Source organism: Pseudomonas syringae (genome assembly GCF_023278085.1).
Lineage (GTDB): Bacteria > Pseudomonadota > Gammaproteobacteria > Pseudomonadales > Pseudomonadaceae > Aquipseudomonas > Aquipseudomonas syringae_Q.
The window spans coordinates 2,976,339-2,998,244 of sequence record NZ_CP066265.1; the positions used below are offsets into that span (position 1 = coordinate 2,976,339).

A 21,906-nucleotide genomic window follows, 5' to 3' on the forward strand; every position below is an offset into this window, starting at 1 on the left:
CCGCTGTGTTTTCACGCAAAGGCCCGGCCGCGCTGGGCTTCGCGCGAATCACCGAAGCGATATGCAGTAAAGATCGTGTAAACAGATATTTCTTTGCAGATTAAACGCAACCCGACGTGTCAAAGCTCCTGCGACCATGTTGATCGATGGCTTGCCGCCATCGGTGCATTAGTACAGGAGTTCATCATGTGCGACCGAGACCCACTGCATTGTTTCATCCCGCCTTATATGCTGGAGCGTATGGCGCTTTCCCCCAAAACGCTGGTCAGCGCCAGAGCCATCGCCAACCTGACGAGCAGCTCGGCCTTCCTCGCCTCTCGCCTGTCCGCCAGAACCATGCCGTCCATGCACGCGATCAAGTCGCCTGAAGGCAGCAAACACCGCATGGTGTACGACGCCAAAGGCACTGACGACCTGCCCGGCACTCTCGCCCGTTCAGAGGGCCAGAAAGCCAGCGGGGACAAGGCCATAGACGAGGCCTTCGACGGTTCGGGTGATGTCTATGACTTTTATGCCGAACTGTTCGAGCGTAACTCGCTGGATGACAATGGCATGTCGCTGGTCTCGACGGTGCATGTCACTGAAGTGGATTTTGAAGGCAATCATGTTCCCCTGAGCAATGCCTACTGGAACGGCAGCCAGATGGCCTATGGCGACGGTGACGATCTGGTGTTCAAGCGCTTCACCGGCAGCCTTGAAGTCATTGGCCATGAGTTGACCCACGGGGTGCAGAGCTTCACGTCGAATCTGGAGTATCGCGGTCAGTCCGGCGCCCTCAACGAACATTTCGCCGATGTGTTCGGCACGCTGGTACGCCAGTGGAAGGAAGGCACCAGTGCCGCCGAGGCGGACTGGGTGGTGGGCAAGGAATTGCTGGTGCCCGCGCCGACGCGTCGGGGCATTCGCGACATGGAAAACCCCGGTACGGCGTATAACGACGACCCGGACCTGGGCGATGATCCGCAGCCTGCGACCATGGCCGACCTGTATAAAGGTGCCAAGGATCGCGGCGGCGTGCACATCAACTCCGGCATCCCCAACCGGGCCTTCGTGCTGGTCGCCAAGGCGCTCGGCGGAAATGCCTGGGAAGTTGCAGGCAGAATCTGGTATGAAACGATGCTGGCGTTGAAACCGGACAGTCAGTTCGTCGATTGCGCCAAAACCAGCATAAAAATTGCCGGAGACTCACGGTTTGGTGCAAAAGCCAAAAAAGCCGTACAGGCGGCCTGGAAAGAGGTCGGGGTCAAGGTATAAGGCTCAAGGTCTAATCCGAAAAGGTGCTTGAAATGAAGGTCTGTCTAGTGCAATCAGGCGGTTTTGCAGGCGCGGTCAAGCGCTGTGACCTTGACACCGAGACGCTGGATCAGCCAGAAGCGGAGCAGTTGCAGCAGCTGGTAAGTGACAGTGGCCTGGATCAGTCGAGCAGCGCCTTCAACGACGAGGCACGGGATCTCAATCAGTACGAGATCACCATCGAGGACAAGTCCAGGGCCATTTGCCTGACCTTTGACGAACACAATGTTCCGGCGTCGGCCCGCCAGTTGCTGGGGTATCTCAAACAGCGCGTCAAACCCGGCAAGCCCTGAGACAGACCTGAGCGCGCCAATGCCCTGCAACCATCGATTGCAGGGCATTGATCACACGCTGGTTCGCCACCCTTCTGCGCTCATGAAATAATGGCGCTGTGACATCTGAACGACCCCTTAACGCCGCGGTCAATGTTTTGTATCGTCACATGGTGGTGGGCGGTACAAAAAAATCGCTACGCAATGCCATTAACGAGGTATCTTTTCGTGCTTCGAATTATCACCCCTTACCTCTGCATCAATGGCGTCGATGAGCACTGAGCATCCTACTGAACATTCGTCCGGCCTGATCATCTGCGAACATTGCGATTCGCTCTATGAAGCCCAGCCGTTAAAACCGGGTGAGGCGGCGTTCTGCCTGCGTTGCGACGCATTGCTCGGTCGCGGCCACCGGATGAATATCGAACAGTTGCTGGCCCTGACCATTGCGGCGGCCATGTTTTTTCTGTTCGCCAACTTCTTCCCGGTGATCAGCATCAGCATGAAAGGGCTGACCAACGAGGTCACGCTCTGGCAATCCGTTGAAGCGCTTGCCCAAGGGCGGATCACAATCATTGCGCTGGTAGCCGGTCTGTCGATCATTTTCGCGCCGCTGCTGCAGATCACGCTGCTGTTCTGGGTGCTGGTGCATGCCCACAGAGGCATCATCGCCCCCGGCTTCAAAACCTGCATGCGCGCGCTGGAGCACTTGCGCCCGTGGAGCATGCTCGAAGTGTGCATGCTCGGCGTACTGGTGGCGATCATCAAGTTATCCGGGATGCTCGACGTGCATCCCGGCGTAGGCCTTTGGGCCATGGCCATGCTCATGGTGCTGATTCTGCTGATCGCCAACAAGGACATCCGCCGCTTGTGGGATGAACTGGGAGTGCCAGCGCAATGAATGGCATCCCCTTCGCCCATGAACACAAGCTTTGCCTGTGCCACACCTGTGGGTATGCCTGCCAGGAAGACACGCACCGCTGCCCACGCTGTGACTCACCCGTGCATCGACGCAAGCCCGACAGCCTCAGCCGCACCTGGGCGTTCCTGATTGCCGCGCTGATTTTCTACATTCCGGCCAACCTGCTGCCGGTGATGTACACCAACCTGCTGGGCAACCGCAGCGAAAGCACCATCATGAGCGGCGTCATCGAGTTTTTCGAAAGCGGCTCGTGGGACATTGCCGTGCTGATTTTCGTTGCCAGCGTGCTGGTGCCCTGTATCAAATTTCTGGTGCTCGGCATGCTGCTGATCACGTGCCAGCGGCGCAGCACCTGGGCGATGCGCGAACGGGCCCGCCTGTACCGCTTTATCGAACTGATCGGTTACTGGTCGATGCTCGATGTGCTGGTCGTGGCGCTCGTGGCGTCTCTAGTGCAGTTTCGTGAGCTCAGCACCATCGAGCCGCGTATCGGTATCCTGTTTTTTGGCTTGGTAGTGGTGATGACGATGTTCGCCGCCATGAGTTTTGATCCCCGACTTATCTGGGACGCAGAGGTTGAAGATGTCTGACAATACCCTCCCCCCGTCTGCTTCAGTGCCACGCCCTGAAGTCAAACGTCGTCGCCTGCGCGTCTCGCTGATCTGGCTGGTGCCTATCGTTGCGGCAATCATCGGCATCTCGATGGCCTTTCATGACTGGATGAACGTCGGGCCCAGGATTACCGTGAGTTTCCTCACCGCAGAGGGGCTTGAAGCCAACAAGACCCAGGTCAAATACAAGAACGTGGTTATTGGCATGGTCTCGGAAATCACCCTGAGCGATGACCGAACCCATGTGCTGGCGACCATCGAACTGAATACCAGTGCCACGCCGTTCACCCGCATCGACAGCCAGTACTGGGTCGTGCGACCCCGCATCGGTGCGCATGGCGTGTCGGGTGTCGACACCCTGCTTTCCGGCGCATTCATCGGTGCCGACGCCGGCAGCTCCGAGGAAACCAAGACCAGTTTCACCGGTCTGGAAACGCCACCGCCGGTAACGTTCGGCGAGAAAGGCAAGCGCTTCATTCTGCACACCGACGATCTGGGCTCGCTGGATATCGGCTCACCGATCTACTTTCGACGCATTCAGGTCGGTCAGGTTGTGGCCTATGACCTTTCCAAGGATGGCCGCGGGGTCGACGTGCAGATCTTCATCAACGCGCCGAACGATCAGTACATCACCTCCGATACCCGCTTCTGGAACGCCAGTGGGGTAGACATCACCGTGGGCGCCTCGGGAGTGAAGGTCAATACCCAGTCGCTGACCTCGATCATCTCCGGCGGGATTGCCTTCCGCGAGCCCAACTGGAGCCCGGATTCCAAGCTGGCCGACGAGAACGCCGAGTTCAAGATCTTTGACGATCAGACCACGGCGATGGCACCTCCGGACGGCGAGCCGCGCTACATCCGCATGCGCTTCAACCAATCGCTGCGCGGCCTGACGGTCAATGCCGCGGTGGACTTCCTCGGCGTCAATATCGGCAAGGTGGTGTCGGTTGACCTGGACTACGATCCGGCGACCAAAACCTTCCCCGGCATTGTAGGTGCAGTGATCTATCCCAAGCGTCTGGGCGCCGCCGAATCCAAGCTTAAAGAGCTGGGTGGCTCCGGTGACGAAGAAGAACAGTCAGCCAGAGTGTTGGGCGCTTTCGTCGCCAATGGCCTGCGTGCTCAGGTGCGTAACGGCAACCTGTTGACCGGCCAGCTTTACATCGCCATGGAATTCGATCCGAAGGCACCGAAGGTAGCGTTCAACGCCAAGGCGCGTCCGCTGGAAATCCCGACAGTGCCGGGCAGCTTCGACAAGCTGCAGGAGCAACTGCAGGCATTCGTCGAGAAGCTCAGCAACTTGCCGATCGACCAATTGGCGAACAACCTCAATGGTACGTTGAGCGAGTTGCAGAAAACCCTCAAACAGGTCAACGGCAGCGTGTTGCCGCAGATGCGTGGCACGTTGCAGCAGGCTGAAAAAACCCTGGGCACCGCCAACGATTCGTTCGCCGAAGACTCGCCTGCGCGTCAGCAACTGGGCCAGGCGCTGGATGAAGTGCAGCGCACCGCGCGTTCGGTTCGCGTGCTGACCGACTTCCTCAGCCGTCACCCTGAATCGCTGATCCGCGGCCGTACCGGCGACGCCGCCCCACGTTCGTTCAACGCCCCGTCGTCGTCCCGTGCAATTGATCTGGAGCCAAAACAATGACCTTGCGTTTGAAACTGGCGGTGCTGGCCGCCGCATTGGGCCTGGGTGCCTGCACGTCGACCCAGACTCATTACTACACGTTGATCGCGCCGATGGGCACAACCAGCGCTGCGGCGGTCAACCCCATGCCGTTCCAGTTCGAGATGCTGCCGGTGCTGATGCCGGTTCAGGTGGACCAGCCACCCCTGGTGGTTCGTCAAGGCAATGGCAGCCTGGCGATTCTGGACACCGAGCGCTGGGGCTCGCCATTGGGCGACGAATTTCATGACGCACTGACGCCGCAGCTGGAACACCGGTTCGGCAGCCGCGACATGGCCGGCCTGCCGAAAAACGGCGAGCAGCCTGTGCTTTCAGTGCGTACCGACGTCCGACGTTTCGAGTCCATGCCGGGTAACTACGCGCTGATCGATGTCGTATGGACCCTCGGGCTTCGTGAAGCAGGTGCCACTGCCGGCAGCAAACGACAAAGCCTGACCTGCAGCAGCGTCATCCGCGAGCAGGCCGGTGAAGGTATGGAAAATCTCATCGTCGCCCATCAGAAAGCCGTCTCCATACTGGCCGACAAGATCGCCGCAACGGCGCAACGCTGGACACAGCAACCGACGTCCCGCTGCCTGTGAAAACAGCCCCGAAAGGCCTTTGCCAAGGCCTTCCGGCACCCTGCTCGAAGCCCGTCTGAACTGCGCGAAAAATAGTACAAATCAGTACAAATCAGTATCACCCTGCCCGATTCATCCGTAGACTCTTCGCCCCATCAGGTACGTCGGTACCTGAACTGCTGCGAACGCATGCACCCATGCCGATCCGGCAGCTTTTTTGGTCACAACCAGACTTGCTTGTTAACCCTGATTGTTGCAGCACAGCCAGATTTCCGGCGGGCAGTTTATCGAGGATAACCGGATGAAAGGGATAGGAACACGGCTAAAACAGGAAAGGCTGCGTCTCAAGCTTTCGCAAAGCGCATTGGGCGCCATAGGCGGCGTGGAAACCAATGCTCAGGGCAACTATGAAAATGGTGCAAGGTCACCCCGGGCAGACTATTTGTCACGTGTCGCAGAAGCCGGCGTCGACATCACTTACCTCGTTACCGGGTTCAGCGCACAGCATTTCGCCTCCGCGCCAGCCTTGCCTGACAGATCGAGCAGCGAGCGCCTGAAGGGCGTGATCACCCGTCTGCACGGCAGCCTGCATGAGGTGACCCAGAGCCTTTACCAGGTCGCCCGTTTGGTAGAATCGAACGCTGACAACGGCGTCCTGGACAACAATCAGCTGGACAACATCAAGAGCGACGCAGAAGCCATCACCATTGCGACGGTCCGATTGATTTACATGACCTCGAAATTGAAATGACCCGAACGCCACTACTGCCGCTCACTGCACAGGGAACGCGTTAACCCTGAGCTTTTCCATCACCAGCCCGATAAACGCCGATACGGCTAGAGGTAAATGTTGCCGACTGGGATAAAGCACGTGCAGGCCGTGGCTGGTGCGCTGATAGTGCGGGAGTACCGGCACCAGCAGACCACTGCGCAGATCGGCGCGAATCAGGGTTGCCGGCAACAACGCAATACCCATCCCCGCTAGCGTCGCCTTGCGCAATGCCTGCGCAGTGTTTGCATTGAATCGGCTGGCGATCTGTACCTCATGCACCCTCGCGTCCGGTCCGAGCAGACGCCAGGCAGCAGAACCGCCGGGATGCGCCGCGCACACGCAGTAATGCTCGTGCAGGTGTTCCAGCGACGCAGGCATGCCGTGAGCAGCGATATAGGCTGGGCTGGCCACCATGCCGTCGCGCTCCTCCCCTATCAGTTGGCGCCCCACATAACCCGAATCCTGCAAGGGTCCGCCTCTGAACGCGATGTCCAGCCGGTCAGCGATCAGATCCGCGCGCTCGTCACTGAGCACGAACTCAAGCTGTACACGCGGATAACGGGCCAGGAAATCCGCCACCCATTCCATGGAAAAAAAGTCGAAGAAATCCGCCATTGCTGCGATGCGCACCCGGCCACTGGGCTCTTCACGTCCTGAAATCAGCTGCTCTGCGGCGTCGATCAAACCATCCACGGCGTCTGTGCAACGGCCATAAAAGTCCTGACCTGCCTGGGTCAGCATCAGTTTGCGCGTGGATCGCTGCAGCAGCCGCGTATCCAGTTGTACTTCCAATTGCTGGACCCGGCGGCTGACGGTATTGGACGGCATGCCGAGATGCCGCGCCGCCTGCGCGAAACTGCCGCTGCGCACGACCTGCACAAACAGAGCGACGTCATTGAGGTCCGGCACCACAGCTGAATTCCTTCTGTTTATGGACGAGTGCAAGCCAACTATACCGTCTAATAAGCCAATTCATAGACGCTTATGCTGGGCACTCAGACATCAGGTCCGGAGGAACACCCCATGAACAGCATCGTCACTATCCAGCCGCGCGCTATCACCCATCGCACCAGCGGTAGAAACCGAGGGCCGATCACGCGCCTGATGAGTCCGGGCGATCTGGGCCAGCTGCTGAAACCGTTTGTTTTTCTTGATCAGTTTGCGTTCAGGCCGGAGTCGGCAAAAAAAGGCTTCGGCATGCACCCGCACTCCGGGATAGCAACGCTGACCTACATGCTTGAAGGCGAATTGACCTACGAAGACACCACCGGTAAATCCGGGCTGTTGCCGAGTGGTGGTGTGGAGTGGATGAACGCGGGCAACGGGGTATGGCACGACGCTCAACCCGCGGGCGATGCGTTGATTACCGGCTTTCAATTGTGGGTAGCCCTGCCCGCCGCACAGGAAAATGGTCCCGCACAAAGCGTTTACCTGGCGGCCTCGCAGGTCGCGCAACAAGGTCCGGCGCAGGTGCTGCTGGGCCGTTACGGCAGCGCGCAAAGCAGCATACCTGCGCCGCAAGGCATGAATTATCTGGCGGTGCAGCTAAAGGATGGCGAACACTGGCGCTATACGCCACCAGCAGGCCATACCGTGGGCTGGCTGGCAGTCAGCACCGGGCACCTTGATGCCAGCGGCCCGATCAGTGCAGGTGAGCTGGCGGTCTTTGAAGAGTCGGACCGCCCCATCGACCTCGTGGCGACAGGCCCGACCTGCTTCGTACTCGGCTCGGCCATCAAACACCCGCACGATCTGGTGACAGGCTATTACTCGGTACACACCAGTAAAGCAGCGCTCATTCGAGGCGAACAGGAGATCGAGCGGATCGGCGTCCTGTTGCGCGAAGCAGGCAGGTTGTAGCCGCGCAGTCGCAGCGACGACCTGCCCTAGCCACTTCAGGCAGAACCTCACCGCCGGTGTGTTGCTCTACGCCACGCTATCGAGTTCGGCCAGAAGCTCGGGCTCTATCGCCAGTTCGCTGGCACTGAGGTTCTCGCGCAAATGCGCAACCGAGGACGTACCGGGGATCAGCAGGATGTTCGGCGAGCGTTGCAGCAGCCAGGCCAGCGCGACACACAATGGCGACGCCTTCATGCGGTTTGCCACGCTGGACAGGGTTTGTGACTGCAAAGGCGAAAAACCACCTAACGGGAAGAACGGCACGTAAGCGATGCCCTGCTCGTTCAGCTCGGCGATCAGCGATTCGTCCGTGCGGTGGGACAGGTTGTAATGATTCTGCACGCACACGATGTCAGCCATGCCCTGCGCCTGCCTGACCTGTTTCGCCGTGACGTTGCTCAACCCCAGATGACGGATAAGACCCTGCTCCTGCAGCCTGACCAGCGCGCTGAACGGTTCTTCGATGGAGCCCTCGGCAGGCGCCTGATGATCTCCCCAGGCGCGGAAATTGACCACATCAAGTGCCTCAAGGCCGAGGTTTTTCAGGTTGTCGTGAACGGCCCGGGTCAACTCTGCCGGACTGGATGCAGGATTCCACGAAGCATCCGCACCACGCACCGCGCCGACCTTGGTCACGATCAGCAGATCATCCGCATAGGGGTGCAGTGCTTCGCGAATCAGAATGTTGGTGACATGAGGACCATAGAAATCTGCGGTATCAATATGATTGACGCCCTGCGCAATGGCTTCGCGCAGCACCGCAATGGCGGCCTCGGGATCCCTGGCCGGACCGAACACGCCGGGCCCGGCCAGTTGCATCGCCCCGTACCCCATGCGACTGACCTGATGGTTGCCTATCTGGAATGTGCCTGCCTTTTCTGGATTGCTCATTTCATGCGCCTTGATCCGATGTGTATGCAGCACTATAGACATCGGCTACCTGGTTGATAATCAGGTGCAATCGGCACAGGCTGTACGGCTCAGAGAACAGCCCGTACAAGACCTTCAACACAAAAAATCGAGCAGACGAGCGTGAATACAGACATTCAGGATTTGCTGGCATTTGTCGCGGTAGTCAACGCCGGAGGCTTTCGCGAGGCCGCCCGGGTCAGCGGCAAATCCGCCTCCAGTCTCAGCGATGCCATTCGCCGCATGGAATCAAGGCTTGGCGTGCGCTTGCTCAACCGTACAACGCGCAGCGTGGCGCCTACCGAAGCCGGTGCCAAGCTGATGGAGCGCATTGTGCCCGCCCTTGGCGAAGTGGAATCCGCGCTGGATGTCGTCAATGATTTTCGTGATCGCCCTTCCGGCACCTTGAGGCTGAACGTGCCGGTCAGCGCCGCCAGACTGGTGCTGCCGTCGATCATCACGCCCTTTCTGCAGATGTACCCCGATATCCGACTGGAAGTGGTCACCGAGGAGAGTTTCGTCGACATGCTCGCGGCAGGCTGTGACGACGGGGATTCGTTACGATGATCGTCTGGAGCAGCACATGATCGCCGTGCCCATCGGTCCACGCTTCCAGCGCTTTGCAACCGCCGCGTCACCCGCTTATCTCAATGCCAGAGGACGCCCCGAGCATCCACGAGACCTGCTGGGCCATGCCTGCCTGCGTGGCAAGTTCCCCAGCGGAAATCTGCCACCCTGGGAATACGAGCGTGACGGCGAGGTTGTCAGGGTCGACCCGAGCGGGCCATTGACTGTGAGAATAGGCGGCGCGTTTGACCTGACGGTGCAATGCGCAATGGATGGGCTGGGCGTTGTCCACCTGTTCGAAGACTGGCTGCGTCCGCATCTGGACAGCGGAGCACTGGAGCCGATCCTTGAACCGTGGTGGCAACGCTTTACCGGGCCGTACCTCTATTATCACGGCCGACGCTACCTGCCCTCACCGCTGAGGGCTTTTGTGGACTTCGTCAATGCCGGTCGAGACGCCAGCCGCTAATCTTGCAAACTGGCGATTCGACTGCAAGCACTTGCCCGCTGTCAGCTCATCACCGGGGCTGCGCCCAGCGGATGCCGACGCGGGGCTGCCATGGCAAACAGCTCATCGACACGTCTGACTTCTTCCGCACTCGGTTTGATCAGCGCCGCGCATGCCACGAAAATACCTGCGTTGAAAATCAGACCGATGATGCCACTGGTCAGCGACCCCAGTGCCGGAATGTCGTCGGGGTAAATCGTCGTCAGCACAATCGCGATGACAATGCCGACCAGCATGCCGGCAATCGCCCCTTGCTTGTTGCCATGTCGGCTGAACACACCGAAGAACAGCGGCACGGCCAACTGGATAATGCCCTGGTAGGAAATCTGCGCCAGCAGTTGCAGGCGTGCGTAATCGAAGGTCAGGTAGGCCAGCAGCGATGCCGCGGCGATAAACACCACCATGCCCGCCTTGGCCAGAATGGTCTTCTCGCGGTCAGTGCGTGGCTTGTTCCAGGTTGCCAGGTCATTGGCGAACTGCGTACCGCATACCTGAACGCAGCCGTCGACGTGACCGATACTGGCCGCCAGCACGATCATGATCGCGACCGCCAGCAGCCACGGACCGCCGATATCGAACAGGGACAGAAACCAGCCGTGTTGCGGATGAGCCGCGACGTTCGGGTCCTGGCTGATGGCTGCGGCGAACAGCATCAGGATGCCGTAGAAACCGCCCACCAGCAGGATGGTCAGCAGCGTGCCTTTTTTCACGGAACGTACACCGCTGGCGGTGTAGATACGCTGAAAACTCATGGGCCAGCACATCGAGCCGATCACGCCGGTGAAGATCAGGCTGAACATGTACATCGGGCCATACGTGCTGCCTGCGCCGCCGGGAATCACCAGCATGCTGGCTGGCAGTTGCGACAGGTTCGAGAATGAAGCCTGGGCACCGAACAGCAGAAAGATGCACAACGCAGCGCACAGTACGTAAGCGATCAGCCCTTGGTACATGTCGGTCATGATCAGCCCACGCATGCCCATGCTGACCGTCCAGTACTGACGAATCAGAATGACGGCGACCCCGACCAGCAGGCAGGTGGTCACGCCCCAGCGGCCGAAGCTGGCGAACTGGAACAGCGTGGCCAGCGCCTGAATGCCCATCACCACCCAGGGGAATACCGAGATGATGCCAATGATCGACGCAATGCGTTTGACCACCGGGCTGTTGAAGCGCATGCCCAGCAAGTCAGGTTGAGTGGTCAGGTTGAAGCGCTTGCCCCAGGTCCAGGCGCGGTTGGCCATCAGGTACATCGCGGTCACACCGAGGGTGGCGTAGACCATGCCGTAAAACCCCAGCGCGCCGCCGACCGACAGGGCAAAGAATGCCGTGAAGGTTGCGCCCGGCCACCAGGAGTTGGTGTAGCACATGGCAATGAACCACGGGCCATAGGAACGCCCGCCCACCGCATAGTCAGAAAAACTGTCGCTCTTGCGGTTGGTCGCATACAGCACCGCAATCATGCCCGCGAGAAAGAGGCCGATCAGGCCAAAGGTGATGTAAAGGTCCGAAACACTCGTTGTGCTGATCATTGCGCGTCCCCTTCATCAGGAATTTCGCCGAGCACAGACTCGACGACATACAGCAACCACAGGCCAAGGCCCATCAACACCGCGATCAGAATCCAGTAGAAGATCGGCAACGGGATGCCGAGCACTATCACGGCACTGCCGCTGACCTGGAGATAAAACGGCGGAAACAGCGCCATCATCAGTAGCGCGAAGAAATAAACGCCGAAGACCAGGCTTTTCAGGCGGCCGGGCTGTGCGGTGGACGGAATGGTACTCATCGGGTGCTCCTTGAATTTCAGAATCGGGCGGTGAAGTGACCGGATAAAACTCAAGCAGTGAAAGGAATGTGCGGTGAGCCGCTACGTTTTTCTTATTGGATGACTGGCGTTGGCGGGGTCAGGCTTGCCTCAGCCAGGTTTCCCAGTGTGAATCGTTGATGATGCTGCGCGCGCGCATGTGCTTCCAGGCGCCGTATTTATAGAAATCGAAATCCAGTTGCGAGACGGCGTGCTGAACCATCGCCCAGGTTGACCACTTGATATCTGCCAGCGCCTTGTTCAGCTTGATGCGTGCAACGGTCTGCGCACTGACGTGGCCGAAATAGTCTTCGATCAGCGCCAGTTCCATGTCGTCACTGAAAAACATTTCGCCGAACCACAGCGCCAGCTCGTAATGCCGGTCGTTGTTGGAGGCGTACTCGAAGTCCACCAGTCGTATCTGTTGCTGGGCATTGAGCATGAAATTGCCTGCCAGCGTGTCGTTCATGCACGGTGCCAGATCAATGCCGGAAGCTTGCAGCGCCTGCATTGCACGCTGGTACTGCAGGCACAACCAGGCATCATCCTGAGGTTTCGCACCGTTGAGTTCAGCCACCTGGCGCTGGTGTTCGGCGATCATGTCGAACACGGTCTTGGTCTGTTTGAGCAACGGCTGATCGTTGAACGCTTTGAGCCCGTGCAGCGCGCCATGGCGTATGTCGCGTTGCAGAAAATCGTGATTGGAAGACGCTCGCCAGCCTTCCATGAACTCGAATACCTCGACCCCGTAGGCTTCAAGGAAGGCAAATACCGGCGCGCCGTAGCCGGTCTGCGCGGCTTTAACGCTCGCCTCGTGAGCGGTCTGGCGATCAATGAACATTTCCGTACCGACACCCGGCACCTTGAAGAAGTAAGCCGTGTCGGCACCTTCGACTTCGACTCGCCAGTTGGTGTTGGAAATACCGCCGCTTACCGGTTCATAAGCCACCTGTCGACCCTGCCAGCCATCGATGCTGCGCACCGCCGCTTCGAGCTGTTGCTCCTGGCTGCTGACCGATTGTCCTAACGTTTTCATGCCCTGCCCTCCTGAACCTGACGCAACCAACCTTCCAGCCGTGGGTCCTGAACGCTCTGACGGCAGCGCAGCAGGGTCCATTGCCCGACCTTGGAAAACTCCAGTGGCCGCGAGGACGTACTGCCTGCCCAGAACCCCCACAACGTCCAGTACCAGTCGTTGATCAGCGCGTACAGCCGGCACACGGCATAGTCGACTTCGCGGCATTGCCCGGCCCAGGCGCTGATCCCTTCACGCCACTCATGCTCGAACGAATACAGCTCGTTGAGGGTGATTGCCACGTCGTACCACGGGTCCATGCAGCCGCCGTAGTCGAAATCGATAAGGCGCAGTGCGCCGGTGTCCGACACCATGACGTTGCTGGTCACACCGTCTCCGTGCAGCGGCCGCCGCTGCACCGGATGCGCCTGCAATGTCAGCCAGGCCATATCGATGCAGCGATCGATCCAGTGATGCTCATCCGGCAACACCACGTTGTCGCGCACACACAGGTCGCGAAGATGCTGGATATCGGCCATTGGCGAGCGCACAACGTCAGGGACCGGCCCGGCATGAACCTGCCGTTTGAGTGCCCATAGCGCGTCAAGTCGGCCCGGCACCAGCAAATCATCCAGTCGGGCAACGCGCCATTGCGGGCCCAGGTCCTCGAACATCAGCACGCCATTCTGTTTGTCGCTACTCAGCAAACGTGGTGCCGCACCGCTGAGGCCCGCACACTCACTGACCCGCGCCGCAGACTCGATATCGATGACCGACGCCATGTCGGCATGCAGCACTTTTGCGTAACAGCGTCTTTCGCCGGAAGAGGCGCGAAAACCTGCCCATTCAGTCGCCAGCCGCGATGGCGACGCCACGCCCTGCGTGACCGACTCGACCTGAGTGTCTGCGTCGAATCCTTGGTGTGCCAGCGCGGCGAGCAGGCGTGTTGTCAGGTTTTCTGCAGATGACATGGTCGGCCCTCAGCGAAATGCAGCGGATGAGGTACAGGCGCGATGCAACAGCCCGGTCAACATGCGCAAACCATTGTGCATGTCATGGTCACTGGTGTATTCGGCCTCGTTGTGTGAAACGCCATTGCTGCTGGGGATGAACAGCAGGCATACCGGATAGCGGCTGTTCATGCTGATCGCATCGTGCCCCGCTACGGTTGTGCTGTCGGTGGTCGGCAAATCCAGTTCGGCCCCCACGGCATGCGCCAGTTCGGCAAAGCCCTGATGCAGGCTGGCAGGGGAACGCAGCACGCTGCTTTCCACCTCGAACCCGGTCAGGGTCTGCTCGGCGATGCGGTGCAATGTCGTGTCCAGCCGCTCGCTGGCCGCGCTCAGCAGGTCGATGTCGCGAGAGCGGTATTCGATCAACAGCGACACTCTGGACGGCACGACGTTGGGCGAGTTGGGATAGACCTCGATGCGCCCGACCGAACTGTGCATCTGCAAACCCTGTTGATCGGCTTCGGCGCGCACCGCGGTGATCGCATGCGCAGCGGCCAGCAGCGCATCCCGGCGTGCGGCCATGGGCGTAGGGCCGGTGTGATTCTGCTCGCCATCGAAGCGTACCCGGCGCTTTAACGCCGCCCAGGTTTCACGCACCACACCAATCGCCGTCTGGCTGCTTTCCAGCCCGGAACCCTGCTCGACGTGGATCTCGGCATAACCGGCGATGTTCAGATCGACCGGGTCTTCGCCGAGGTAACCAATGGCCTGCAATGCATCTTTAAGGCGAATGCCATCGCCATCGCGGCTTTCCCAGGCTTTCTCCAGAGGCAATGCGCCGGTGAAAACCCCACTGCCGATCAGGCTTGGCTGAAAACGTGCGCCCTCCTCGTTGGTCCAGTTGACCACCGCCAGGTTGCACGCGGGCTTCTCGCCGCGCTCGCGCAGCTGCCGCGCCAGGCTGGACACCGCCACGGCTCCGGCGAGGACGCCATAAACCCCGTCGAAACGCCCGGCGCTCGGCTGGCTGTCCAGGTGCGAGCCGCAGAGCAGCCAGGGCGCATCGGGATCAAAGGTCATGAGGCCGAACATGTTTCCGACCGCATCGACGCGCACTTCAAAATCATGGGCCTTGAGCCAGTCACGGAACAGGTCACGTACCCGGCCGTCTTCGGCCGACGCAGCCAGCCGATGCAGCCCCCCGGCAGGCGTCGCGCCAATGGCTGAGGTGTGCTCGAACAGGCGGTCGAATTCGGTCAGGTCTTCTGCACCGGGTTCGATCAGTTCAGGCGTAGAGCGTGTCGACATGGTCTTTCTCCAGGCGTGTCGCGAACTCGTCGGATAATGCTCGATTGGTGACCAGGGTCGTGATTGCAGCAAACGGCAGCGTATTGATGAAGGTGCGATGGCCGAACTTGCCGTCGTCGGCAAGAATCACACTGCGCGCGCAATGCCTGACCAGCGTCCTGCGCAACATCGCTTCAGGCTCCTGGTAATCCATCAGCCCAAGGTCGAGATCGATGCCACCAATCCCCATAAAGGCAATGTCGTAGTGAAACTGCCTGGCAAACTCCAGCGTGTGCGGCCCGATCAAGGCGTTGTCGGTGCGCCGCACATCGCCGGGCGCGACCAGCACCTGATTGTCACTCTGGTGCGAGATGAGCTGGGCGATGTCCAGCGAATTGGTAATGATCTTCAGTTGGTTGAAGGTGGTCAGTTGCTGGGCCAGCGCCAAGGTCGAAGTGCCGGTGTCGAGAAAGATCGCCATGCCTTCAGTCACCAGCCGGGCAGCGCATGCAGCGATGCCCGCCTTGGCCCTCGGCTTGAGTCGACTGCGTTCCTGCAAGGGCAATTCTTCACTGGATCTGGGCAGGATGGCACCGCCATGGATCCGCCTTAACCGGCCTTCTTCCTCCAGGTACTTGAAGTCCCGGCGTATGGTTTCCTCGGACACGAACAACAGTTGCGCGAGGTCAGACGCCTTGACGCGCTGCTGTTGAACCAGCAAGCGCATGATTTCTTCCAGTCGAGGCTGATTGAGCATGCTCGTAACATTCCTTTGCGAGGTGTGGATTCCGGTATCCAGGGCGTCTGGCCCATGCCCAACGATTGGGGGTTGCATGTCAGCGGCTCAGCATCGGGGGCAGGTGCTGATCCCACGGCACCATGTCTTCCACGGCGGCACAGAACTGCAGCACTTGAGCGTCGGCAAAACGTGGCCCGACCACTTGCAGGCCAATGGGCAGCCCGGTCGAACTGCGCCCGCAGGGCAAACTGGCAGCCGGGTTGCCGGAGATGTTGAAAGGGTAAGTAAACGGCGTCCAGCGCGCCCAAGGCACCGCGCCGTCCTGCCCGACGTAACCGGCAGGTGCCACATCGTCGGCCGCGAACGGCAGGATCGGCAAGGTGGGCATCAGCAGCAGGTCGTAATCCTCGAAAAGCGCGTGCACCTGGTTGGCAAATGCCGCTCGCTGCTGCATGGCTTGCAGGTAATCACTCAGATCGTACTGCGCCGAACGCCTGATCAACTCGGCGAAACCCGGGTCGAGCTGGTCCATTTGCTGGGCCAGGCCTTTGCCGTAAGCGATACCGCGACCTGCAACCCACAGGGTTTCGAAGGTGGCCAGCGGGTCCTGCCAGTCGAGCTTGAGTGTTGTGAGCGTAACCGGCAGTGTTCTGGCGATATCGCTCACGGCGGCCTCGACGGCAGCGGCAATTTCGGGATCGACCGGCGTGTCGAACAGGGTCGGGCAATAGCCGATGCGCAGGGGTTGCAACGGTTGATCGCAACGGGTCAGAAAGGACTCGTCCGGCGCCGGCAAGGCCTGATGATCCAGTGGATCGGGGCCCGAGAGGATGTCGAACAGCAAGGCACTGTCGCGTACGGTACGGGTGATCGGCCCGGCGTGACTGAGCATTTCGGTGGCTGACCAGGGCCAGGTCGGAATACGCCCCAACGTGCCCTTGAGCGCGAATGCGCCGCAGAACGCCCCCGGTATCCGCACCGAGCCACCGCCGTCGGAGCCCAGCGTCGCAGGCACCATGCGCGCCGCCACGGCAATCGCCGAGCCGGAGCTGGAACCGCCACTGGTCAGGGTCGGGTCCCATGGATTGCGACCGTTGCCGAACACCCGTGAAGTACTTGCGCCGGTCCAGCCGAACTCGGTAGTTGCCGTCTTGCCCAGAATGATCGCCCCGGCGTCCTTGAGACGGCGGATGATCGGCGCATCCTTGACCGGCACGGTGTCGAGCCCGGTCAGGGAACCGCGCGTGGTGCGCAATCCCGCTGTTGAAAACAGGTCCTTGATGCCGAACGGTATGCCATGCAATGGGCCGCGTACCTGACCGCGCTGCAACTCGGCCGTCATGCTCCAGGCTTGTTCCAGAGCGGCTTCGGCGTAGACATCACCAAACGCATTGAGTGTGGAATTGTGGGTTTTTATCGATTCGAGGCATATCTCGGTCAGGCGAATCGGGGTCATGCAGCCTCTGCGCACATGCCCGATCGCTTCGATCAATGTGGGTACAACGGATTGTGTAGGCTCTATCAATGCTGATACCTCTAGAAAATGTCCGGCACAGATGTCCTTCAGCGCATTACAGTCAGGCACCTGTGACGAGTCAAGTGGGTTTTGTTGGATATTTTGGTTTTGTGGCTTTTAAATTTGTAACAGCACCGTCGTGGTGCTGAAAAGCCAGGCAAAATCCTGTTTCGCCCATTTGCAGTGCGCACAGAATCAGCTGAAAACCGAGACAGGATTTTACCAACAGATCACTGAAGGACCGTCACAACAGCGCCATTCCATGGCACCGTTTTTATCTTGCAGACAAGCACTCAATCAGCAATCAGACCGCCAGGTCATGCGCATGAAAGGCCGTCACGCCGACCAGCTGGATTTCGAAATCCGCGTGCAGGTCACCGTTAACGTTGCCGGACAACACATGATCGGCAAAGCGCACCTGACCGGCACCCGTGAACTCGCCACTGCCGATAAACGTGAAGGCGTCCAGAGCCTTGGTATCGACGTTGGCATCCATCTTGAGGAAGCTCAGCTTGTCGCCCTGGTGCGCGTTGAAGTCAGTAATCACGTCGCTGGACAGGCCCTTGCCCAGCTCCGACAGGTTGTTGAACACGAAACGGTCAGCACCTGTGCCGCCCGTCATGAGATCGGCGCCCATGCCGCCGACCAGCTTGTCGTTGCCTGCGCCGCCGATCAGGATATTGTCCGCGTCGTTGCCGGTCAGGGTGTTGTTGCGATCATTGCCCAGCAGCGTGAAAGCACCCTCACCCTTCAAATGCACGTTCTCGAAGTTCGCCAGCGGTCCGGCATTCAGGTCGATGACCGCCGCGGTGCTGGACGTGTTGTCGTACGTGATCTTGAGTGTGTCGATGCCTTCGCTGGCCTTTTCCTGCACCAGCGCCAGTTCACCGACCTGATCAACAACGTAGGTGTCGTTGCCCAGCCCGCCGATCATGGTGTCCAGGCCACCACGACCATCGAGTACGTTTGCCAGGTCGTTGCCGATCAGCGTGTCATCGAACGCAGAGCCAATGGCGTTTTCAATGTGCGCGCCGTAGGCAATCGCCAGACCCGAGTTCATCTGGGTCGGGCTGTCAGGGTTCTGGTTGTAATCAAGGAAAGCCTTGCCGATGGTGCTGAACTCACCTTCATTGAGGTTGATCTTCACAAACGCGGCCTGATTGCTGGCATCGATGGTGTCTTTGCCGCCCGCGTCCCAGATGGTTTCGAACACCGACTGATCGGGTGCCCACTTATAAACATCATCGCCGGTGTGATAGTGGGTGTTGGCGCCGTAGATGAACTGCATGGCAGCGACGTCCAGCAGCATCGGCGTGGTGGGCTTGAAGCTGTAGTTGTTGGTGTAGCTCATGATGGTGTAACGGGCGTCTTCGAATTTGGCGTCAAGCAGCACATCGTTGTACTGCGAGGCTTCGAACGAATGCTTCAAACCGAGCGCATGACCTGTTTCGTGCATGAACGTCAGGTAGTCATCGGTGCCTTTCGCCGGGGCCGCCGCGTTGACTTTAGGCCCGATCCAGACGTCGCCGGACCGACCCAGTGTGCCGGGCGCATAAGCCTGGCCATACTCGGTACCTTGCAGGCCATTGAAGCCACCGAAACGGATATCTCCGACATTGTCGGGGGTGTCCTTTACCTCGGTGAAGGTGATATCCGCTACCGCACTCCATGCGCCCAGCGCACTTTTTGCAGCCGCCATCTGGGCACTGGTCAGCGAATAGGCGTCACTCGGTTCCTGCGAGCGGCTGTAGTCAGTGGCGTATACCGAATCTGCAGCATGAAAGCTGTAAGTCAGATGGGTACCGGACGTATCGCCCAGCCAGAACGGCCCCCACAACAGGCTGGTGACTCTGTCGTCGGCAGCTCCTTCTGGCAACAGTTCGGCAGGGCTTGAATCATTTGGGCCGGGCATCGGCAATGCTCCTGAAGACAGGCATTATTGATTGGCCATCGAGTTATGCAGACGCTGCAAGACCGAATGGACATTTATTACACAACAGGTACAAGCTGGACACAATACGTTACAACTAAAGTATCCGCATCTACTTGACCGGTAATATCAACGCCTGAAACTTCTTATTACGAGCGTACTTTAACTAACTTGCCGCATACCTATGTTGTACAGAGTGGATAGTCTGCCAAACATGCCCGTCTTCCGGCGCCCCCGATCACGAGCAACTCAGTGATCGATAGACCTCGCCAAAGCCCGACCGACAAGGCACGAAATGCTCGTTTGAAGGCCAGTCCCGCACTGAAAAGCACGCGCCTGTAAGGCCTTGCAGGGACAACGTTGATTCGTCGATAAGAAGCGCCTTGCTGCCGCCTGTAAATCATAGGCATCATATGGCCTTGTACTCATCGTGATACGTACTCATGACCCATACTCCAGCACCGTTTCCAGCCAACGAGGAGGATCGAATCCTCTCGCTCGAACACCTCAAGGTGCTGGACAGCGCACCCGAACAGGGTTTTGAAGACGTGGTGCTGCTCGCCACGACCTTGTGCGATGCCCCCATCGCACTGGTCTCGCTGATCGATCGCGAGCGTCAGTGGTTCAAGGCCTGCATCGGTCTGGACATCAGGGAAACCCATCGCGACCTGGCTTTCTGCGCCCATGCGATCCTTGAGCCTGACGGCGTGCTGGTCGTGGAAGATGCCACCACCGACCCACGTTTCAGGGAGAGCCCGCTGGTACTTGGGCCTCCCTACATTCGATTTTATGCCGGCGCACCGATTCGCGACGAGTCGGGTAATGCGCTGGGCACCGTCTGCATCATCGACATCTGGCCACGCGTCCTCTCTGACCAGCAGCGCGCTGCGCTGCTGGCCCTGGCACGCCAGACAGGCGACCTGTTGCAATACCGTCTGATCAATGATCAGCGGGAAAAACGTGCCGCAGCTCTTGAGCTGGAACTCGAAAATGCGCAAAACCAGAGCCAGGCACTTGAGCGAAATCTACGGCACTCACAGCGGGTGTCGTCGCTGGGGATGCTCACCGCGAGCATCGCCCATGACTTCAACAACCTGCTTCAGGCACTGAGTGCGAGTCTGCAACTCATCCATATGCGCTCACGACGTCCTATCGATGTCGAGACCTTCAGCAATACCGGTATGCAGGCGGTAGAACATGGCCGGCAACTGGTCACGCGTCTGCTGGCCAGCGTGCGCCAGGACGGTCCGGAGTTGATCTGCATCGATGTCAGCGAACGGCTGGATGCGGCGCGTGATTTGCTGTTTCGCTCGGTTGGCGACCAACTGGAGTTGTCCTTTGACCTGAGTGCCCGTGGCTGGGGCGTTCTGTGCGTCGAGGCGCAACTGCACGCCGCCGTGTTGAACCTGCTGGCCAATGCACGCGACGCCATGTCGGAACCCGGCAAGGCCCACATCGCGACGCGACTTGAGTCGATCAAGGGCGACGCCCAGCTGCCACAGGGTGACTACGTCGTACTCAGCGTAACCGACAACGGCCCGGGCATGACCGCTGACCTGAAGGATCAGATAATGGAGCCCTTCTTCACCACCAAACAGGCGGGCCTCGGCACCGGCCTGGGGCTGGCTCAGGTGCAGGAATTTGCAGTCAACGCTGGCGGCGCGGTGCGAATCGAAACGTCCGAGGGGACCGGCACAACCTTGCACCTTTACCTGAGAATTCTGGGCCGGATCAATTCAACGCAGGCGTAAAAAAATGCTCTCTAAGCTGTCCTGCCTGTCAGACAGCTAGAGCAGGCAACTTTATTGTTGCTCGACCTGTGATGAAGCACGTTTGGCTGATTGCAGGTGCGGCTTCTGCACAGCGGCATGGCATTCAGCGGCTGTTCCCAACAGCCCTGACATTCAAGACCAGTGGCGCTTCGTTACCCCACCGACAGTCGGGTTCGTATCAACTTGCAACAGCGATGCATAAAACGCTGGTCGGGTTGAACTCAGGTGCTCACGTGCACCGCTCCATCTCGTCACAATCGCTGCCAATATCTCCACAGCGCCGGGGGCATCCGGCCGCCAAGTGGCTGAGCTACCGAAAAGATCAGCGAACGTCTCCCAGTTATCATGCAATCGCGCCCGAGCGCCCACTTCAAGTGCAGCTTCCAGCGCCTCATCAGAACCCGACAGCCAGCGTTGCGGGTAATCGATAATGCCGATGGGTGCATAACAGTTGGTGGCAATGTAAACCAGCCCGCGAAACGCCTGGGCCCGTGCGGACGTTTGCTTCGGCAGAAGTCCGGCATTGGGGTGCTCAAGACCCAGATGAATCAGAATCGCAGCGCTCTCGGTCAGCACCGTGCCATCGGCCAGCACCAGCGTCGGCACTTGCAGCAACGGATTGACCGGACGCAACGCTTCCTGCCCCGCCCCCTCTTCCCACGAGCTGGCCCTGATCAGGGTAAACGGGACCGCGCAGCGCTCAAGCGCTATCTCGATCGCTGCCGAACCCGAACCTTCGCTGCCGAAAAGCGTGTACATGCTGATGCTCCTAAAGGGCGACCTGCTTGGTCCGCACGATGATACAGAGCGTGCGGCTTACCAAGGTTGAGGCATGTCTACTTCCGTAGTGAGTTATTCACTTGAGTGTTGGGCGCGGTAGCAGA

20 protein-coding genes and 1 pseudogene are annotated in these 21,906 nt (G+C 59.4%); 10 read left to right on the plus strand and 11 right to left on the minus strand.

Translation table 11 applies throughout. The features are described from left to right. Positions 1–186 precede the first annotated feature (186 nt). The 7 genes from I9H07_RS13205 to I9H07_RS13235 all read left to right on the plus strand — a co-directional run bounded on the left by I9H07_RS13205 (position 187) and on the right by I9H07_RS13235 (position 6,099). A complete protein-coding gene (locus I9H07_RS13205; protein WP_058392117.1) occupies positions 187–1,254 on the plus strand; it encodes a M4 family metallopeptidase in 1,068 nt (355 codons plus the stop codon). Between the two features lie 32 nt (positions 1,255–1,286). Beyond that, the gene (locus I9H07_RS13210; protein ID WP_024673077.1) at positions 1,287–1,586 is read left to right on the plus strand and encodes a protealysin inhibitor emfourin; all 300 of its coding nucleotides are present in this window, start codon (positions 1,287–1,289) and stop codon (positions 1,584–1,586) included. Positions 1,587–1,836: 250 nt separating this feature from the next. After that, positions 1,837–2,466 carry a paraquat-inducible protein A gene (locus I9H07_RS13215; RefSeq protein ID WP_024645354.1) on the plus strand — a complete coding sequence of 210 codons (630 nt, stop codon included), beginning with the start codon at positions 1,837–1,839 and terminating at the stop codon, positions 2,464–2,466. After that, positions 2,463–3,077, plus strand: a complete 615-nt coding sequence (locus I9H07_RS13220; protein ID WP_024673078.1) for a paraquat-inducible protein A — start codon at positions 2,463–2,465, stop codon at positions 3,075–3,077. The genes I9H07_RS13215 and I9H07_RS13220 overlap by 4 nt, the downstream gene beginning before the upstream one ends. Further along, positions 3,070–4,749, plus strand: coding sequence for an intermembrane transport protein PqiB (locus I9H07_RS13225; RefSeq protein ID WP_024673079.1), 1,680 nt, complete (start codon positions 3,070–3,072; stop codon positions 4,747–4,749). Before I9H07_RS13220 ends, I9H07_RS13225 begins: the two co-directional genes overlap by 8 nt. Then, entirely contained in the window at positions 4,746–5,369 is a 624-nt protein-coding gene (locus I9H07_RS13230) for a PqiC family protein (protein WP_236423784.1), read from the plus strand. Before I9H07_RS13225 ends, I9H07_RS13230 begins: the two co-directional genes overlap by 4 nt. A 280-nt stretch (positions 5,370–5,649) precedes the next feature. Then, positions 5,650–6,099 (plus strand): helix-turn-helix domain-containing protein, encoded by a 450-nt coding sequence (locus I9H07_RS13235; protein ID WP_236423826.1) that lies wholly within the window; start codon positions 5,650–5,652, stop codon positions 6,097–6,099. Between the two features lie 21 nt (positions 6,100–6,120). Here the strand turns inward: I9H07_RS13235 and I9H07_RS13240 are convergent, their stop codons facing one another. After that, positions 6,121–7,032 (minus strand): LysR family transcriptional regulator, encoded by a 912-nt coding sequence (locus tag I9H07_RS13240; RefSeq protein WP_058823578.1) that lies wholly within the window; start codon positions 7,030–7,032, stop codon positions 6,121–6,123. A gap of 111 nt (positions 7,033–7,143) precedes the next feature. Between I9H07_RS13240 and I9H07_RS13245 the strand changes: the two genes are divergently transcribed. Continuing rightward, complete coding sequence (locus I9H07_RS13245; RefSeq protein ID WP_236423786.1) at positions 7,144–7,980, plus strand: pirin family protein; 837 nt, start codon at positions 7,144–7,146, stop codon at positions 7,978–7,980. 66 nt (positions 7,981–8,046) lie between these two features. Here the strand turns inward: I9H07_RS13245 and I9H07_RS13250 are convergent, their stop codons facing one another. Then, complete coding sequence (locus tag I9H07_RS13250) at positions 8,047–8,910, minus strand: aldo/keto reductase family oxidoreductase (protein WP_236423787.1); 864 nt, start codon at positions 8,908–8,910, stop codon at positions 8,047–8,049. 141 nt (positions 8,911–9,051) lie between these two features. Between I9H07_RS13250 and I9H07_RS13255 the strand changes: the two are divergent. Then, positions 9,052–9,964: pseudogene (locus I9H07_RS13255) on the plus strand (LysR family transcriptional regulator). Positions 9,965–10,005: 41 nt separating this feature from the next. On the opposite strand, the gene I9H07_RS13260 reads toward I9H07_RS13255, so the two are convergent. From I9H07_RS13260 to I9H07_RS13295, 8 genes are all read right to left on the minus strand, one after another. Continuing rightward, a complete protein-coding gene (locus I9H07_RS13260) occupies positions 10,006–11,535 on the minus strand; it encodes a sodium:solute symporter family protein (RefSeq protein ID WP_024673086.1) in 1,530 nt (509 codons plus the stop codon). Then, a complete protein-coding gene (locus I9H07_RS13265; protein WP_058823582.1) occupies positions 11,532–11,792 on the minus strand; it encodes a hypothetical protein in 261 nt (86 codons plus the stop codon). The genes I9H07_RS13260 and I9H07_RS13265 overlap by 4 nt, the downstream gene beginning before the upstream one ends. A gap of 118 nt (positions 11,793–11,910) precedes the next feature. Continuing rightward, positions 11,911–12,846: a choline kinase family protein gene (locus I9H07_RS13270; RefSeq protein ID WP_236423791.1), complete on the minus strand. Its 936-nt coding sequence runs from the start codon at positions 12,844–12,846 to the stop codon at positions 11,911–11,913. Further along, the gene (locus I9H07_RS13275) at positions 12,843–13,796 is read right to left on the minus strand and encodes a phosphotransferase family protein (protein ID WP_236423792.1); all 954 of its coding nucleotides are present in this window, start codon (positions 13,794–13,796) and stop codon (positions 12,843–12,845) included. The genes I9H07_RS13270 and I9H07_RS13275 overlap by 4 nt, the downstream gene beginning before the upstream one ends. A 9-nt stretch (positions 13,797–13,805) precedes the next feature. Then, positions 13,806–15,086, minus strand: coding sequence for a Zn-dependent hydrolase (locus I9H07_RS13280; protein ID WP_236423794.1), 1,281 nt, complete (start codon positions 15,084–15,086; stop codon positions 13,806–13,808). After that, positions 15,064–15,822 carry a DeoR/GlpR family DNA-binding transcription regulator gene (locus I9H07_RS13285; protein ID WP_058823585.1) on the minus strand — a complete coding sequence of 253 codons (759 nt, stop codon included), beginning with the start codon at positions 15,820–15,822 and terminating at the stop codon, positions 15,064–15,066. The genes I9H07_RS13280 and I9H07_RS13285 overlap by 23 nt, the downstream gene beginning before the upstream one ends. A 79-nt stretch (positions 15,823–15,901) precedes the next feature. Beyond that, entirely contained in the window at positions 15,902–17,260 is a 1,359-nt protein-coding gene (locus I9H07_RS13290) for an amidase (RefSeq protein ID WP_236423796.1), read from the minus strand. Positions 17,261–17,624: 364 nt separating this feature from the next. Continuing rightward, a complete protein-coding gene (locus I9H07_RS13295; protein ID WP_236423798.1) occupies positions 17,625–19,232 on the minus strand; it encodes a M10 family metallopeptidase in 1,608 nt (535 codons plus the stop codon). Between the two features lie 461 nt (positions 19,233–19,693). On the opposite strand from I9H07_RS13295, the gene I9H07_RS13300 reads away from it, so the two are divergent. Continuing rightward, the gene (locus I9H07_RS13300; protein ID WP_236423800.1) at positions 19,694–21,001 is read left to right on the plus strand and encodes a sensor histidine kinase; all 1,308 of its coding nucleotides are present in this window, start codon (positions 19,694–19,696) and stop codon (positions 20,999–21,001) included. A 153-nt stretch (positions 21,002–21,154) separates the two neighbouring features. On the opposite strand, the gene I9H07_RS13305 is transcribed toward I9H07_RS13300, so the two are convergent. After that, positions 21,155–21,781, minus strand: a complete 627-nt coding sequence (locus tag I9H07_RS13305; protein WP_236423801.1) for a glutathione S-transferase N-terminal domain-containing protein — start codon at positions 21,779–21,781, stop codon at positions 21,155–21,157. Positions 21,782–21,906 lie beyond the last annotated feature (125 nt).

Excerpts from the sequence above, each read along its gene's own strand:
- I9H07_RS13250 (WP_236423787.1), bottom strand. The coding sequence starts at position 8,910 with ATGAGCAATCCAGAAAAGGCAGGCACATTCCAGATAGGCAACCATCAG.
- I9H07_RS13245 (WP_236423786.1), top strand. The coding sequence starts at position 7,144 with ATGAACAGCATCGTCACTATCCAGCCGCGCGCTATCACCCATCGCACC.
- I9H07_RS13205 (WP_058392117.1), top strand. The coding sequence starts at position 187 with ATGTGCGACCGAGACCCACTGCATTGTTTCATCCCGCCTTATATGCTG.
- I9H07_RS13225 (WP_024673079.1), top strand. The coding sequence starts at position 3,070 with ATGTCTGACAATACCCTCCCCCCGTCTGCTTCAGTGCCACGCCCTGAA.
- I9H07_RS13215 (WP_024645354.1), top strand. The coding sequence starts at position 1,837 with ATGAGCACTGAGCATCCTACTGAACATTCGTCCGGCCTGATCATCTGC.
- I9H07_RS13300 (WP_236423800.1), top strand. The coding sequence starts at position 19,694 with ATGACCCATACTCCAGCACCGTTTCCAGCCAACGAGGAGGATCGAATC.
- I9H07_RS13210 (WP_024673077.1), top strand. The coding sequence starts at position 1,287 with ATGAAGGTCTGTCTAGTGCAATCAGGCGGTTTTGCAGGCGCGGTCAAG.
- I9H07_RS13275 (WP_236423792.1), bottom strand. The coding sequence starts at position 13,796 with ATGTCATCTGCAGAAAACCTGACAACACGCCTGCTCGCCGCGCTGGCA.
- I9H07_RS13235 (WP_236423826.1), top strand. The coding sequence starts at position 5,650 with ATGAAAGGGATAGGAACACGGCTAAAACAGGAAAGGCTGCGTCTCAAG.
- I9H07_RS13265 (WP_058823582.1), bottom strand. The coding sequence starts at position 11,792 with ATGAGTACCATTCCGTCCACCGCACAGCCCGGCCGCCTGAAAAGCCTG.
- I9H07_RS13260 (WP_024673086.1), bottom strand. The coding sequence starts at position 11,535 with ATGATCAGCACAACGAGTGTTTCGGACCTTTACATCACCTTTGGCCTG.
- I9H07_RS13305 (WP_236423801.1), bottom strand. The coding sequence starts at position 21,781 with ATGTACACGCTTTTCGGCAGCGAAGGTTCGGGTTCGGCAGCGATCGAG.
- I9H07_RS13220 (WP_024673078.1), top strand. The coding sequence starts at position 2,463 with ATGAATGGCATCCCCTTCGCCCATGAACACAAGCTTTGCCTGTGCCAC.
- I9H07_RS13295 (WP_236423798.1), bottom strand. The coding sequence starts at position 19,232 with ATGCCCGGCCCAAATGATTCAAGCCCTGCCGAACTGTTGCCAGAAGGA.
- I9H07_RS13230 (WP_236423784.1), top strand. The coding sequence starts at position 4,746 with ATGACCTTGCGTTTGAAACTGGCGGTGCTGGCCGCCGCATTGGGCCTG.
- I9H07_RS13270 (WP_236423791.1), bottom strand. The coding sequence starts at position 12,846 with ATGAAAACGTTAGGACAATCGGTCAGCAGCCAGGAGCAACAGCTCGAA.
- I9H07_RS13285 (WP_058823585.1), bottom strand. The coding sequence starts at position 15,822 with ATGCTCAATCAGCCTCGACTGGAAGAAATCATGCGCTTGCTGGTTCAA.
- I9H07_RS13280 (WP_236423794.1), bottom strand. The coding sequence starts at position 15,086 with ATGTCGACACGCTCTACGCCTGAACTGATCGAACCCGGTGCAGAAGAC.
- I9H07_RS13290 (WP_236423796.1), bottom strand. The coding sequence starts at position 17,260 with ATGACCCCGATTCGCCTGACCGAGATATGCCTCGAATCGATAAAAACC.